Source organism: Pseudochrobactrum mosebachae, from assembly GCF_048914685.1.
Lineage (GTDB): Bacteria > Pseudomonadota > Alphaproteobacteria > Rhizobiales > Rhizobiaceae > Pseudochrobactrum.
The window spans coordinates 767,869-781,421 of the sequence record NZ_CP128408.1 but is presented as its reverse complement, the minus strand read 5'-3'; the positions used below and the strand labels follow the sequence as shown (position 1 = coordinate 781,421).

Genomic DNA, 13,553 nt, shown 5'->3' with positions numbered 1-13,553 from the left:
TTTTATTCCCTTTTATCGTTGTTTTTATGCTTTATTTCGGATTAGGCAGAGTGTGGTACAAACACAGCGGCATCGGTTTGCCATGTCAGTGCAATATCTTGTCCGGCTTGCAGAATGCCTGGACCACCGGCGGCAGGCGCGGGGCGCCGCGCTGTCAGTGTCATGCCGGATTGAGTTTTAACCCGGTAATCAATCATCAGTCCGCGATAGACCGCTTGTTCAATCCGGCCATGTAAGGCATGGGGTTGTGCAGCGGAGCCAGTCATTTGCGGGGTTGAAATCTCAACCCGTTCAGGGCGCAGTGCGAGGATCATTTTATTACCGGTCTGCGGCTTGTGCGTGTTGCCAGCAAAGGCATAGGCCGGAGCCAGCCGCTCGCCGTTTTCAAGCCGGAAATGCCGGTCACTTTCAAACGCGCCGGCCAGCAGGTTTGATACGCCCATAAACTCCGCCACAAAGCGCGACCGCGGGGTGTCAAACACCTCTGTCGGGGTGCCGACCTGCTCAACCTTGCCTTGACGCATCACCACAACCTTGTCGGAAATGCTCAGGGCTTCATCCTGATCATGGGTTACAAAAATGGTTGTAATTCCCAGACTGTTTTGAATATTGCGAATTTCTTCTTTCATCTCATGGCGCAGATTGGCATCAAGATTTGAAAGCGGTTCATCCAGCAGCAACACATCAGGCTCGATCACCAGAGCACGGGCAAGCGCGACACGTTGCTGCTGTCCGCCGGACATCTGCTTGGGAAGACGATCGGCAAACTGGCGCAGGCGCACGCGATCAAGTGCTTTATTAACCCGCGTTTGAATCTCTGATTTTGAGACACCGCGCATCTCCAGCCCGAAGGCCACATTGGCCGCCACACTCATATGCGGGAATAAAGCATAGTTCTGGAAACCGAACCCCATATTGCGCTTATGCGGCGGCAGATGGGTAATGTCGCGATTGCCGACAGTAATCCGGCCGCTGGTCACATCAACAAAGCCGCCGATCATGCGCAATGTGGTGGTTTTTCCGCAGCCAGAAGGCCCGAGAAAGGCGACCAGCTCACCCTCTGCAATCCGCATTGAAACATCATCTACAGCTGTGACTTCACCGTATTTTTTGACAATGGATTGTAAAACAACATCAGACATATTGAGTTTCCATTCTTTGATGTGGCGCTCAGAACACGCGGCTTAATTTGGCGTAGCGGTCGCTGATCACCAGCAAGCTGCAAATGATGAGGATCTGTACGGTGGCAACGGCGGCAACGGTGGAATCGAGGTTCCATTCCATGTAATTGACCAGTGCAATCTGCAGAGTGGTACGACCGGGGCCGACGAGAAAAAGTGACTTCTCAAGATCAATGAACGAGATGACAAAAGAGAACAGCGCGGCGGCAATCAGACCGGAGCGGATAGCGGGCAGGGTGATCCGGCGAAATACCGTAAGAGGTGAGGCGCCAAGGCTTGCAGCAGCCTCTTCAATACTGAGATTAGCGCCGGTCAGGGAGGCAGTGACCAAACGCACAGTCCATGGAAATGCAATCAGCGAATGGGCAATCAGCAAGCCACCCAATGTTCCGGCTATCTGATAATCAAACAGAACTTCCAGCTCGATAAAAGCGATATAAAGCGCAGCACCACCAACAATACCCGGCACAATCATCGGCGACAGCAGCAGACTTTGAATGGCATCCCGGCCGGCGAATTTATAGCGCACAAGCGCAAGGCTGGCCGGTACACCGAGTAGCAGGCTGAAAAACGTGGCGATTGCTGCGGTCTGGATGCTGACCAGAAAACCCTCACGAAATACATCCATCGACCAGGCACGCAAATACCAGTCAAATGTATAGCCGGTCGGCGGAAAGGTCAGGATTTTATTAGCGAAGAAGCTGGACCAGACGATGATCCCCAGCGGCAGCACAATAAAACCCAGAACCAAAGCAGAAAGCCCGGCATAGATACGGTTAATACTGGTATTCGACATATGATCCTCCCAAATCAGGTCGAGATGTTTATTTTATCTATGCGGCCTGCATGCTGCCGGACGCATATGACTGTGTCGTCAGTCACTCCATTTGCGGTAGCGGCGCTGCACAATAATATTGGCTCCTGTGGTCAGGATCAGCGTTACGCCCATCAATATGAAAGCCAGCGCCGATCCGAACGGCCAGTTCATCGCTTTGGTCACCTGCTGATAAACCTCAGGCGCCATCATATGAAATTGCGGTCCGCCGATAAGAACGGGTGTGGCATAGGCATTCATCGACAGGATAAAGCACAGCATGGTGCCAGCCAGCAGACCCGGCATGGCCAGCGGTAAAATAATACGGCGCAGAACTGTAAGGTGAGTGGCACCAAGACTGGCAGCCGCATCTTCCAGATTGCGCTCCAGCCCCTGCATAACGCTTTGCAGGGTAATAATCATAAAGGGTAGCAGCACTGAAACCAGACCGATAATCACCGCTGTCGGGGTATACATCAGTTTTATCGGATCCAGCCCCAGTGCTGCCATGGTGGAGCTGAGCAATCCCTTATCACCGAGAATGACCATCCATGCGGCGGTGCGCACAGCATTGCCCATTAATAGTGGCAGAATAATCAGGATGAAAAACAGCGAACGCATACGTTGCGACGCCAGCCGTACCATGAAATAGGCAACCGGAAAGCCTGCGAGCAAACACAGGAATGTTGCGAGTGCCGAGATACCGAGCGTGGTGAGCAAAACATGCTGATAAAAGCTGTCTTGCAAGAACTTTGCATAGTTTTCAAAGGTGAAAGCTGAAATCATCAGCTCTGAAGGGTCATATTGATTGAAGCTGTAGCGCAGCATCAGCGCCAGCGGGGCAATCAGACCGAGAATAACAAAAAGACTGGCAGGCGTAATCAGACGAACAGAAGGCGGCACCAATTTGTGCCGTGGCGGTTCGCCCCCCGAGCCTTGCCGTATGGTGCTGGCAGGCGGTGAGGTTTGTATCAGAGCTTCTGTTGGTTGCATCGACATCCTGCCCCTCTTTTATTTGCGCTCTCTGCCCGAGACACCAGATTTCGGGCGATGCTTATTATGTTTTTTGATTATATTGCCACCAGCACCTGCAGGGTGCCGGTGGCAAATATTCCGGATTAAATGGCGATATTTTTGTTCCACCATTCCAGCCAGCCTGCGGTGTTGCGGGCGACATAGTCATAATCCGGAAATTTCAGTGTTGATTGCTGGTCGGCAGAAAAATCTATTTTCTGGCGTAAATTGTCCGGCAGATCAGAGGCACTGTTGGCAGGTGCGTAGAAGCTTGCCTCTGCCAGTTGTGCCATGGCTTTTGGATCAAGCATTGCGTTGAAATACTCATAAGCCTGGTCGGGATTAGGGGCGCGTTTCGGCAGGCAAGTGCCAAACATCACCGCAATCGCCCCTTCACGGGGATATTGGATCGCCAGCGGTGCACCGTCATGTTCCCACTGCAATCCGCGCGCTTTGTAATTCACCGCGATGTCAATTTCACCGGCTAAAAGCGCTGCCTGCAAATGCTGATGTGTTGCATAAATTTTTGGTGCAACTTTTTCCTTCAGCTCTAAGAGCTGTTGCTTACCCTCATCTACATTTGTGATGTTGCCGCCTTTGATCAGGCCACCCATCATCATATAGTTGAAAAAAAGCTGATTGGTGAGGCCGATCTTGCCGCGCCATTTTTCATTCCACAAATCTTCATAGGACTGTGGCGGCTCAGTGATTTTTTCTTTGTTATAAATCAGCACAACGCCGCTATAGAGCCACGGCACGAAATAAGGCGAAGCCTTCAATGCGTCCGGCACATCGGTAAAATTAGCTATTTTAGCCTGCTCAATATCGCTTAGGATATCTTGCTTATACATATCATAAGCATCTGCCTGATTAAGATGCAGAACATCAACGCTGCCGCGGCGCAATCGCCGCTCAGCCAGCATTTTGGCTTTGCGTTCGGCTTCCATACCCAGATCACGGGTAATCATAATACCTTTGTTTTCCAGCAACGGCTCTTCAACATAGCGTACAGTACGGTCGTTCCAGTCGCCGCCCCAATTGGATACAACGAGCCTGCCGCCGTTTGCTTGTGAAGGTATGATAACGGCCAGTGTAGCGCCGGCAGTACCGGCCAGCGCACCCAAACCGATTAAAGTCTGTCGTCGTGTAACACTCAGTTTTGTTTTTATTGACTGGTCATGCATGCTCTTCTCCTCCCTGATGAAGAAGCGCGCCGGTTAAGGCGCGCTTTATGCGATGACTTATTCAGCAGCCTCACGCATACCGTTAACGGTATTGAGGTAGTCGACGCATTCGTCCACGCTGTGTACGTCAGCAAATTTTGCATCGATGTCATAAAGGTTCCATGCAACAGCACCCGGTACACGGTCACCAATGCACTCGCGCACGGCAATGGTACGGAAACCATCTGCAAGACCATCGCAGATTGTTGTGCGTACACAAGCGGTTGCAGTTACACCGGTTACGAGGATGGTGTCTACACCCGCAGCGCGCAGGATGCCTGCAAGTTCAGTGCCATGGAATGAGCTGGCGCGCTTTTTGAGCAGTGTATATTCGCCTTCAACCGGTGCGATACGGCTGTCGATTGCCCAGAGATCCTTATTGTCGAGGTTCATCACATCAACCGGGATCTTGTCGTGCCACAGACCCATATCGGTGAACTGTGAATCACGGTCAGTGATTTCATAAGCAGTGGTAACATGAATAACCGGATGGCCGTTGGCGCGGCAAGCTGCGAGCAGGCGCTGCATGCCCGGAATGATTTCATTGTCCATTGCATCCTGATCGCAGGTGAAAGGATTGCCTGGACGTGTCCATGCATTGGCCAAATCAACGCTAATCAAAGCTGGACGCTTGCCGAAGCCGACACGACGCTGAAAGCCGCGTTCCTGATAGATTTTGCTTGAGGCATCAAAAGCCTGTTTCAGCATGCGGTCCAGTTCTTTATTATCAACTTCGCTCATAACTAACCCTCTCGAAGAGCCGTCTCCCCGGCTCAAATTACGATGAACGATGATCGGCGTACTGTGGTTTTGTAGTTCCGACGATTATCTGATTTTGAGAGTGCCAGTGGATTCGCAATAAATGAATTGGTATTTCGCCAATTATTATTGCATCTCTTGCATCAATCGTTTTTCTGTAAGAGATATATAGAAAATCATGCCTTGGGAGGGGCGTTGCTTTGCCAATATATGTGCAGGGCAATTGGTAGGGAGGGGGCTGTTATGGCGATTAATCCTGAGTTCGAGCTCACACAGTCATTTCTTGTGGTTGCGGAGGAGCTCAGCTTCAGGCGGGGCGCGGAGCGGTTGCATATAGACCAGTCGGCACTCACGCGCCGGATTCAGAAGCTTGAAAATTACCTTGGCTTTACGCTGTTTGAACGCACAACGCGTGAGGTTTCAGTAACACCGGCAGGGCGTGTTTTTTACGAGGAAAATGCGCGTCTGCTGCAAAGCTATGAACGTTCAGTTGCGGCTGCCAAACAGGTTGCGGATGGTAAAACCGGCAAGCTGCGCGTTGCCTATATGGCTTTTGCAGCCACTGAACTGATGCCGCGTGCCGTGGCGCGCTATCGTCGTCTTTATCCGCATATTAATGTCGGGCTGCGCTATGTGCGCTCGCAAGGACAAAAACTGGCACTGATGCATGACGAAATCGATGTCGGCTATATGATCGGCCCCTTCGATCATTCAGAATTTAACACCATAACCTTGGCTGACGACCCGCTTTATGTGGTCACGCCGCGTAATCATCCGCTCACCCGCCAGCATCTGATTACGCCGGCGGATATCCCCCATCATGATCTTATTTTGGGAGATATGGAGGAGTGGGAAGCATTTCGCTGGCGCTTGAATGATTTATTCGCCGATGCAGGGGTGCCGCTAAATGTTACCATTGAGGCTTCCAATACTTTGGCTCTGATCGGTCTGGTGGCGGCAGGTCTTGGTATTACCATCTATCCGGAAAGCCTGATTGGTTATCTGGGGCAGAGCGTTGAGTCGCGTCCGCTGATTCATCCGGATTTCCGCATACAGACCGTGCTGGCATGGAAGCGCTCAAACCGCTCTAAAAGTGTTGGTCAATTCATCGAGGTCGCAAAGAATCTGACTGTGAATTAGACGCTTTTTACCGAGCCGCGATTATGAAGCGTTGCTTTCAGCTTGATTGATTTTTGGGTGACTTCAGGATGTTTCAACTTTTCAAAAATGAGCTTAGCTGCCTCTTCACCCATTTCAATTGTCGGCTGGCTGATGGCGCTGATGGCTGGTTTGAGAAAGGTAAACCAATCAAGATCGTCAAAGCAAAGCAGTGAAACATCATCAGGTATAGTGAGGTTAAGCTGGTTTAAAGCATGCATAACTGCGCCTGACATCAACCCGCCGGTGGAAAACAGGGCGGTTGGCCGCTGTTGTTGGCTCATCATATATTTAACGCTATTTTGTCCGGCGCTGAGCGAATATTCACCGACCCGGCAGATATATGCAGGGTTAATAATGAGGTCATTTTGAATCATGGCGCGCAAATAGCCATAAACACGTTGCCAGCTTGGAAAAAGATGTTGCGGATCAACCGTACCAAGCTTTGCAGCTTCAATAAACTCTTCTAAACCTTTACCGTTCCAGTGCTCAAGTTCGGCAACGACACCGATATCACGGTGACCTTCGGCAATGAGGTTTTGTGTTGCCTGATAAGAAGCATTGAAATTATCTACAACAACATATTCAGCATTAAAGCCTTCGATGATGCGATCAATTTGAACGATCGGTTTTCCGTCCCCAGCTGCGCGGCGCAAGTGCTGGGCATCACGTAAATCTGTTGGTGCGATGATTAATCCGTCAACCTGCTTTGCCAGCAGTAGCTCTACTGATTCGATTTCTTGCTGAATCAACTCATCGCTACCTGTCAGCAAGATGCCAAAGCCTTCAATGCGGGCGATATTATAAATTCCGCGTAACACGCTGGCATAAAACGGACTTTGTATATCGCCGACAACCACCCCGATGGTGCGAGTAGTACCGGTTATAAGGCTTCGAGCCAGCTGGTTGGGTGTGTAACCCAGTTGTGCAGCGCTTGCTAGAACCCGTTCTCTGATGTCAGGGCTGCTGTAACCATAGCCACCCAATACCCGGCCTGCCGTTGATGTACTGACGCCGGATAGGCGTGCAACGCTGGTTATTGTCGGTTTTCGTGACATAGTTTCCTCCGCAATCCTTGAGAAGAATAGTATCAACTCTGCGGATAACTTTTAAATTATGCATTGAGAATATAATCATTACGGATCAGCACAGATAAAGAGCGGGTTATTTCCGCTCTTTATCATCAGTTTTAATCCTAGATAACAGCTATCAGTATTATCTGGTAAAATATTATGCTCTCATACGTTCCAAGATGGGCAGGGCATCCGGAACGTCAATTTTGCTGCCATGTCCGACAGCGCCATAATATGTGCAGGTTTCTGCAGCGGCCTTGGCCGCATTCTCCATCGCAGATTGCGGATCTTCACCCTGCAAAAGGCCGATCAGCACACGCGTGATCATTGTGTCTCCTGCGCCAAGCGTATCAACAGTCTCGACTTTAACGGGCTGGGCTTCCCATCGCTGAGTGCCGTGACACAACACAGCCCCTTGCGACCCGCGGGTTGCGAGAACCCAATCTGCCCCGGCGTTTTGAATTTTATTGATGAGCGCCTGTGCTTCCGTTTCCTGCAAGTCGCCGGCAGATACCGTAGCAAGCCAGATATGAGGCGACATTGCAGCAATCAATTCATCAGTAGCGCGCGTTGAAAAATCATAGGAAATCCGGGTTTTTTTAGCAAATTCCGGCATCCATTGATCAAGGCCGCTGGTATGCCCGATATGGGCTGCATCAAATCGGCTTAACCATGCGATATCTTGTTCTGATGGCGTAAAATGGGACACGCCAAGGTCGTAACTGACAAATATCCGGTCCGAATCTTTGTGATCTATAATGCAATAGGCCGTTTTACCATCTTCAATGCGTAATCTCTCGATTGAGACATTCTCCAGCACAAGCGTGTCACGCATGAGAGCTCCTGCGGCATCTCTGCCGACAGCGCCGATATAAGCCGCCTCAGCACCAAGGCGGCTAGCCATTATCGCCACATTAAAGCAATTTCCTCCCGGATACATCTGTCCTGTTGATAGGTAGCAATCAACATCATTATCCCCAATTGCAGCAATACGAACCATTTCTGTTCTTTCTTCTTGACAATATGTGATAACGTTCCCACAATCATATCACAAAGTCAATAAACAGCAGCTGCTGTTATTTTATGCACTGATACTGCGGGAGTGAAGTGAATGCGGGTTGATGTTAATACGGATGTTCAACAGGTTGTGGAATCCATTAAGGACAGAAATTTTACCAATATATTTCTTGTCGCTTGCGGTGGATCTCTGTCAATTATGTATCCGGCAAAATATTTTTGTGATCGCAATTTCAATACGATAGACAGCGATCTCTATAATGCTGACGAGTTTATTTGCAGAAGCCCGCGCAAGCTTGGCGCGAATGCATTGGTGATTCTCTGTTCGCAAACAGGTACAACTCGTGAGACTGTTGCTGCAGCAAAATTCGCTCGTGAAAAAGGCGCGACAACAATTGTTATGACGCTGGATGGCAGTTCAGCATTGGCGCGTGAAGGTGAGTTCGTTCTCAGCTATAATGCACCTTATACGACAGGTCTGGAAATCGACCCGTATGAAAGCAATTATGCGGTGCTTTACATGCTGCTCGGCAGCCTTTTAGCGCAGCGTGAGAATGTGGATCTTACAGGTAAGTTGCTTGCAAGTCTTGGTAATCTTCCGGCTGTAACAGCAAAGGCCAAACAGAGCTTTGCGCCGATGTTCGCCGAGTTTGCTCAGCGTTTTCACGATAAAAACGTCATTTATACCACCGGCAGTGGCTGTAACTATGGTGCGGCTTATTCTTTTGCGATTTGCGTCTTGATGGAGATGCAGTGGATTAACTCTCAGGCTATTCATGCCAATGAGTTTTTTCATGGTCCGTTTGAAGTGGTTGATGAAAACACCTGTTTCATTTCGCTGATTGGTATGGACGAAACGCGCCGTCTTGAAGAGCGTAATCGCGAGTTTCTCAACCGTTTTGGCAATAGCAAAAACATCATGGTTCTTGATGCTGCAGAACTTGATCTGGAAGGTATCGATCCGGAGTTTCAGGGTTATTTGGTGCCATTGATTTTCTTTGATGCTCTGTGGGTATTCGTATATCAGCTGGCTGAATTGCGCGGGCAGATTATGCTTGATGGTCGTCGCTATATGAAAAAGATTTTCGATTATTGAGGAAACTTGAAGAACCGGCATCATGCAGGGAGAGCTGTGCCGGTTCCGCAGGTTAAACAATGGTTTTTAGGAGGGGTTCATGGATAAATTTACACCTAAAGCGTTGATTAAAAATGCCGTAACAGGAATTTCTGTGTTTGCGGCTGGCATACTAGTGGCAACTGGCGCTGCGCATGCCGAGGCTGTTAAACTCAGGATTGCTTCGGTTAATCCGGCAACGACAGAGTCCGTTGTAATGGCCGGCAAGGTTGCTGAGCGTATTAAAACGCGTACTGACGGCCGTATTGTTTTCCAGATGTTTCCATCCGGTCAGCTGGGAACAACCGGTGATACGATTGAACAGGCCAGTCAGGGGCAGCCGGTTATCGGTTTTGTCTCAGCATCAGCCATGGCCAATTTTGGTGTCCCGGAATTTTCGATTCTCGAAGGTCCGTTTATGACGGAAAACAATGAAGAAGCGGAAAGACTGGCCAATTCACCTTTGATGCAAGGGTTCTATGATAGGCTGGCTGAGAATGCTGGTATTCGTGTTCTGTCGATCAATTGGTTTGACGGTGCCCGTCATATGATTGGTGATAAAGGCTATCCGGAGCCGTCTGATCTCAAAGGCGTGCTAATGCGCGTTCCGCCGGTCGATACATGGATCAAAACCTTCGATCCATTAGGCGTTGTTGCAACCAGTGTTGAAGCGGGTGAGGTTTATTCTGCTTTATCGCAAGGGGTGGTGACTGCCGCTGAAGCACCTTTAACGGGGCTGCGCGCTTCTCGTTGGTACGAGCCTGCAAAACACATCACTTTGAGTGGCCATTTTAATCTTTTCACTGGCTGGGTCATGAGTGAAAAGGTTTTCGCAGCTTTGTCTGAAGAAGATCAGGCCATTATGCTCGAAGAGTTCCGTAAAGGTGGCCAGGAGCTGACGAAGCTTTCAGAGGATTTGGGCGACGGTATTCGTAAAGAGTTTGAAGCTGCCGGCGTTACATTTCATGATGCAAATATTGCTGCCTATCGTGAAGCAACAGCAGGCTTCTACACCAATTTCTCTGATTGGTCTGAAGAGCTGCATCAAAAGATGCGCGCTGCTGCTCAAGGGAAGAACTAAAATAAAACATTGCAATCGGGCTGAAGAGATTCAGCCCCTTTGCTTTGTGCGGCATTGGGGAGGATGGATATGAAAATATTGGATGGGTTACTAGAATTTTTCGGCTCAGTTCTGCCAGCTTTTTGCTTGGCAGTGGTTCTGATTGTTGTGACAATAAATGTTATTGCACGTACCATTTTCGGCTTGCCGTTTCATGTCGCGCATGATGTGGCGATATTAGCATTTTCGGGTGTTGTCTGGTTCGGACTGGTGGGAGTAGCAGCAAGCCGGCAGCTGTTTGGTGTCGCATTCTTTGTTTCCCTGTTACCTTCCAAGGCAAAAAAAGCGGCGTTGATTATCGCTCATCTCATTGTCATAGCTATTTGTTGTTTTGTTATTGATGCCGCATATCACCAGATTATGACATCGCGTTTCAGTAAGTTTTTAGCACTTGGCTGGCCTAAATGGATCGTGTCGGCAGTGTTGCTTTTTTCATTTGTAATCGTGGTTCTGATTCAAGTCAGACAAATCATTGACGTTCTGATGGTGAAAACAAGCAAAAAGGAAAAAACCATATGCTGATAACCGGCTTTCTATTTTTCTTTTTGCTCATATTGGGTGTGCCGATCGCCTTCGTGCTTTTAGGCGCCTCTGTTGCCTATTTTGCGATGAACCCGATGATGGCCAGCATTATTGCGCAGCGTATGGCATCATCGCTGGAGTCCTTTCCTTTATTGGCGGTTCCATTCTTTATTTTCGCTGGCGCTGCCATGGCGCGTGGCGGTATTGCACACAAATTATATGGTTTGGCGGAAGGGCTTGTCGGGCACTGGCGCGGTGGTCTTGCGCAGGTCGCGGTTATGAATTCGCTGTTCCTTGGGGCTATGTCAGGCTCGTCGAATGCTGATGCTGCAATCGAAGCACGTACTATTGCTCCGATCATGCGTGAACGTGGATATTCCAATGCATTTGCATCGGTCGTTAGTGCATCATCAAGCGTTGTGGCTCCAATTATGCCACCAAGCATTGGTTTGATCGTTTATGGTCTTTTGACCAATACATCGATTGGAAAACTGTTTATTGGCGGTATTATACCGGCATTTCTAATCACAATTTCAATGCTGATAACCGTTCGCATTGTTTCTAAAAAGCGCGGCTATGGTGCCATGCGCGAAAAAAGAATGCCTGCACCGGAAATTATGACACGTGCACGCACTGCTTTATGGGCGCTGGCTATGCCTGTGCTGTTGCTTGTGGGGTTGCGCGGGGGCTGGTTCACGCCAACAGAGCTGGGTGCTATTGCGGCTGTCTATGCATTGCTGGTCGGGTTGTTTATTTATCGGGGCTTCAGAATTCGTGATGTATATTCGATGCTCACAGAGTCGGCCCATACCACCGCTGGTGTCATGTTAATTCTGGCCGCAGCTTCGGTGTTTTCTATGATTTTGGCACTGGAACAACTGCCACAATCAATGCTGGAAGCACTGCTGGGATTGACCGATAATAAATATCTGCTTTTGCTTATCATCAACATTGCTCTGTTGTTGCTGGGAACAGTTTTAGAAGGTCTGGCATTGCTGGTTATTCTGGCGCCTTTATTATTGGACGTAATCAATAATCTAGGTATTGATCCAGTCCACTTTGGTATTGTTATGGTCTTCAATACGACAATTGGCTCCGTGACACCGCCGGTTGGCACTGTTCTTTATACCGTCTGTTCAATTACCAAATGTAGCATCGAAGAGTTTACAGTAGAGTTTCTGCCATTCTTTCTGGCATTGGTTCTGGTCCTTCTCGCTTTGGTTTTCATCCCGCCACTCGTTACGTTCTTACCGAACCTGTTATTCTGATAGGCTAATCCAATGAAATATTTTGACGCAAAAACTGTAGAAAAACTGTTGAACTATGACGAGTTGATTGAGGCATTAGCACAGTCTCATCAAGGAAATATGCCTGAAAGTGCTCATATGTTGCGTAATGAGCCGGAAGAAGGGCATAATCAGTTTATTGCTCTTGTTGGATGGCAGAAAGACGAAATTATTGCCGTTAAACTGGTTGGCGTTTTTCCGGATAATTTGAAAATGCAGCCTGCACAGCCATCCATTCAAGGCGTCGTTGTTGCGTTTGATGCAAAGACCGGTGCTCCTAAATTTTCGGCTGACGGTGCGGAAATGACCTTCCGCAAAACCGCCGGTGTGTCAGGTCTTGGCAGCCGAATTTTGGCCAGACAAGATGCTGAAACCCTATTGGTTGTCGGTGCTGGCGGACTTGCCCCGCATGTTTTGCAGGCCCATTGCGCTGCCAGACCTTCAATTAAAAAAGTTTTGATATGGAACCGCACTTTCTCAAAAGCTGAAGCTCTGGCGGCCGTCTGGAATACAGTTGAGCGACCCGTACAAGCAGTATCGGATTTGTCAGCTGCAACGCAGGTTGCGGATATTATTTCTTGTGTGACGATGTCTGATACCCCACTCATTAAGGGGGAAGATTTAAAGGCTGGTGCACATCTTGATCTGGTCGGCGCATATATGCCTACAATGCGTGAGGCAGATAATGCGGCGATGTTGAAAGGCCGCATTTATGTTGATACCCGCCAAAATATGGAAGGCGCAGGTGATTTGCGTCAGCCGGTCGATCTTGGATTGATGGGGTGGGATTGTATTCAGGGCGATCTTTTTGACTTAAACAAAAAATCTGTGCCAGCGCGCCTCTCTGCAGATGAAATCACCATTTTTAAAAATGTTGGCGGTGGTCATCTAGACCTGTTTACAGCACAAATGCTTGGGCGACATATCTAGAGCATTTCGTAGTCCAATGGAATCATTGGGCGGCCACGATAATGCGTAAAAACAATAACTTAGAGCGGGTTACATGAACCTATTTAAACGTAAACCGCTCTAGCCTTTGATGGGTTCTGTCAGGCTGGTATGTGTGTGATTATAGTTCATATAATACCTAAACTGATTATAAGGGCTGCGCATTCCTGTTGTGGATTGTGCAGTCCTCAATTGATTGGTTATGAGTGACTATATCGTCATGACAGATGATGACGGCATAGGCATATATATTTTTAATTTGGATATTTGATTTTACAGCCTACATATCCGGATTTTATTTCCCTAAAAAATTAATGATATACA

The 13,553-nt window shown here is 48.7% G+C and carries 13 protein-coding genes; 6 read left to right on the top strand and 7 right to left on the bottom strand.

The genetic code is table 11. From position 1 onward, the window contains the following. Positions 1-41: 41 nt before the first annotated feature. The 5 genes from MP213Fo_RS03670 to MP213Fo_RS03650 all read right to left on the bottom strand — a co-directional run bounded on the left by MP213Fo_RS03670 (position 42) and on the right by MP213Fo_RS03650 (position 4,973). On the bottom strand, positions 42-1,142 hold the full coding sequence (locus tag MP213Fo_RS03670; protein ID WP_421090324.1) for an ABC transporter ATP-binding protein: 1,101 nt from the start codon (positions 1,140-1,142) through the stop codon (positions 42-44). 28 nt (positions 1,143-1,170) lie between these two features. Then, a complete protein-coding gene (locus tag MP213Fo_RS03665) occupies positions 1,171-1,977 on the bottom strand; it encodes an ABC transporter permease (RefSeq protein WP_421090323.1) in 807 nt (268 codons plus the stop codon). A 78-nt stretch (positions 1,978-2,055) separates the two neighbouring features. Beyond that, positions 2,056-2,994, bottom strand: a complete 939-nt coding sequence (locus MP213Fo_RS03660) for an ABC transporter permease (RefSeq protein WP_421090322.1) — start codon at positions 2,992-2,994, stop codon at positions 2,056-2,058. Positions 2,995-3,113: 119 nt separating this feature from the next. After that, entirely contained in the window at positions 3,114-4,193 is a 1,080-nt protein-coding gene (locus MP213Fo_RS03655) for an ABC transporter substrate-binding protein (RefSeq protein WP_421090321.1), read from the bottom strand. Positions 4,194-4,250: 57 nt separating this feature from the next. Further along, a complete protein-coding gene (locus tag MP213Fo_RS03650; RefSeq protein ID WP_421090320.1) occupies positions 4,251-4,973 on the bottom strand; it encodes an isochorismatase family protein in 723 nt (240 codons plus the stop codon). A gap of 261 nt (positions 4,974-5,234) precedes the next feature. On the opposite strand from MP213Fo_RS03650, the gene MP213Fo_RS03645 reads away from it, so the two are divergent. Beyond that, on the top strand, positions 5,235-6,131 hold the full coding sequence (locus MP213Fo_RS03645) for a LysR family transcriptional regulator (protein WP_421090319.1): 897 nt from the start codon (positions 5,235-5,237) through the stop codon (positions 6,129-6,131). On the opposite strand, the gene MP213Fo_RS03640 is transcribed toward MP213Fo_RS03645, so the two are convergent. Both MP213Fo_RS03640 and MP213Fo_RS03635 read right to left on the bottom strand, forming a co-directional pair. Further along, positions 6,128-7,207 (bottom strand): LacI family DNA-binding transcriptional regulator, encoded by a 1,080-nt coding sequence (locus MP213Fo_RS03640; RefSeq protein ID WP_421090318.1) that lies wholly within the window; start codon positions 7,205-7,207, stop codon positions 6,128-6,130. The genes MP213Fo_RS03645 and MP213Fo_RS03640 overlap by 4 nt on opposite strands. A 172-nt stretch (positions 7,208-7,379) precedes the next feature. Next, the gene (locus tag MP213Fo_RS03635; RefSeq protein ID WP_421090317.1) at positions 7,380-8,222 is read right to left on the bottom strand and encodes a PfkB family carbohydrate kinase; all 843 of its coding nucleotides are present in this window, start codon (positions 8,220-8,222) and stop codon (positions 7,380-7,382) included. Between the two features lie 111 nt (positions 8,223-8,333). Here MP213Fo_RS03635 and MP213Fo_RS03630 point away from each other — a divergent pair, with 111 nt between their 5' ends. The 5 genes from MP213Fo_RS03630 to MP213Fo_RS03610 all read left to right on the top strand — a co-directional run bounded on the left by MP213Fo_RS03630 (position 8,334) and on the right by MP213Fo_RS03610 (position 13,211). Next, on the top strand, positions 8,334-9,335 hold the full coding sequence (locus MP213Fo_RS03630) for an SIS domain-containing protein (RefSeq protein WP_421090316.1): 1,002 nt from the start codon (positions 8,334-8,336) through the stop codon (positions 9,333-9,335). 79 nt (positions 9,336-9,414) lie between these two features. Further along, on the top strand, positions 9,415-10,434 hold the full coding sequence (dctP, locus tag MP213Fo_RS03625) for a TRAP transporter substrate-binding protein DctP (protein ID WP_421090315.1): 1,020 nt from the start codon (positions 9,415-9,417) through the stop codon (positions 10,432-10,434). 69 nt (positions 10,435-10,503) lie between these two features. Continuing rightward, the gene (locus MP213Fo_RS03620) at positions 10,504-10,995 is read left to right on the top strand and encodes a TRAP transporter small permease (protein ID WP_421090314.1); all 492 of its coding nucleotides are present in this window, start codon (positions 10,504-10,506) and stop codon (positions 10,993-10,995) included. Continuing rightward, positions 10,989-12,263 (top strand): TRAP transporter large permease, encoded by a 1,275-nt coding sequence (locus MP213Fo_RS03615; RefSeq protein ID WP_421090313.1) that lies wholly within the window; start codon positions 10,989-10,991, stop codon positions 12,261-12,263. The genes MP213Fo_RS03620 and MP213Fo_RS03615 overlap by 7 nt, the downstream gene beginning before the upstream one ends. Positions 12,264-12,275: 12 nt before the next feature. Next, complete coding sequence (locus tag MP213Fo_RS03610) at positions 12,276-13,211, top strand: ornithine cyclodeaminase (protein WP_421090312.1); 936 nt, start codon at positions 12,276-12,278, stop codon at positions 13,209-13,211. Positions 13,212-13,553 lie beyond the last annotated feature (342 nt).